The organism is Comamonas suwonensis (genome assembly GCF_012844455.2).
Lineage (GTDB): Bacteria > Pseudomonadota > Gammaproteobacteria > Burkholderiales > Burkholderiaceae_C > Comamonas > Comamonas suwonensis.
This window is the reverse complement of record NZ_JABBCQ020000063.1, coordinates 1-437: the sequence shown is the minus strand read 5'-3', so window position 1 is coordinate 437 and position 437 is coordinate 1. Positions and strand designations below refer to the sequence as shown.

General features: G+C 65.4%; 1 protein-coding gene. It reads left to right on the top strand.

All coding sequences use genetic code 11. From position 1 onward, the window contains the following. Window positions 1-437, top strand: a 437-nt coding sequence (locus tag HF327_RS21865; RefSeq protein WP_198462448.1) for a hypothetical protein, incomplete at both ends; no start/stop codon positions are given.

The following is a 437-nucleotide window of genomic DNA, read 5'->3' as shown; positions in this document are numbered from 1 at the left end:
AAGCTGGAAGCCTGGCTGGTGGTCAACAAAAACGCCCTGAAGCTGGATGACGCCCGCATTGCCAAGCTGCGCGAGGTGGCGGCCGAGACAGACCGCCTGCACAAGTCCACCAAGGACCTGCAGGACACCAAGGCCCGCAATGAGCGCATCACCCAGGGGCTCGCGGCTGTAGACGAAAGCATCAGCCAGGCACAGGGGCGCACTGCCGAGGCGGCGGTCACCCGGATTGAGGAGCGCTTTCGCAAGCTGCGCGACGACCTGGGCAAGACCGGCAACATGTCGGGCCTGGCCAAGGTCGACCAGCTGGTGGGCATTGAAAGCGCCCGTGCCCAGCTGGAGAGCCTGCAGCAGCAAACAGACCGCATTTTCTCGGACCAAGCGCGCACCGAGCAGTCCCTGGCCAACCAGGTCACGGCAGGCCTGACGGGCGAGCTGGA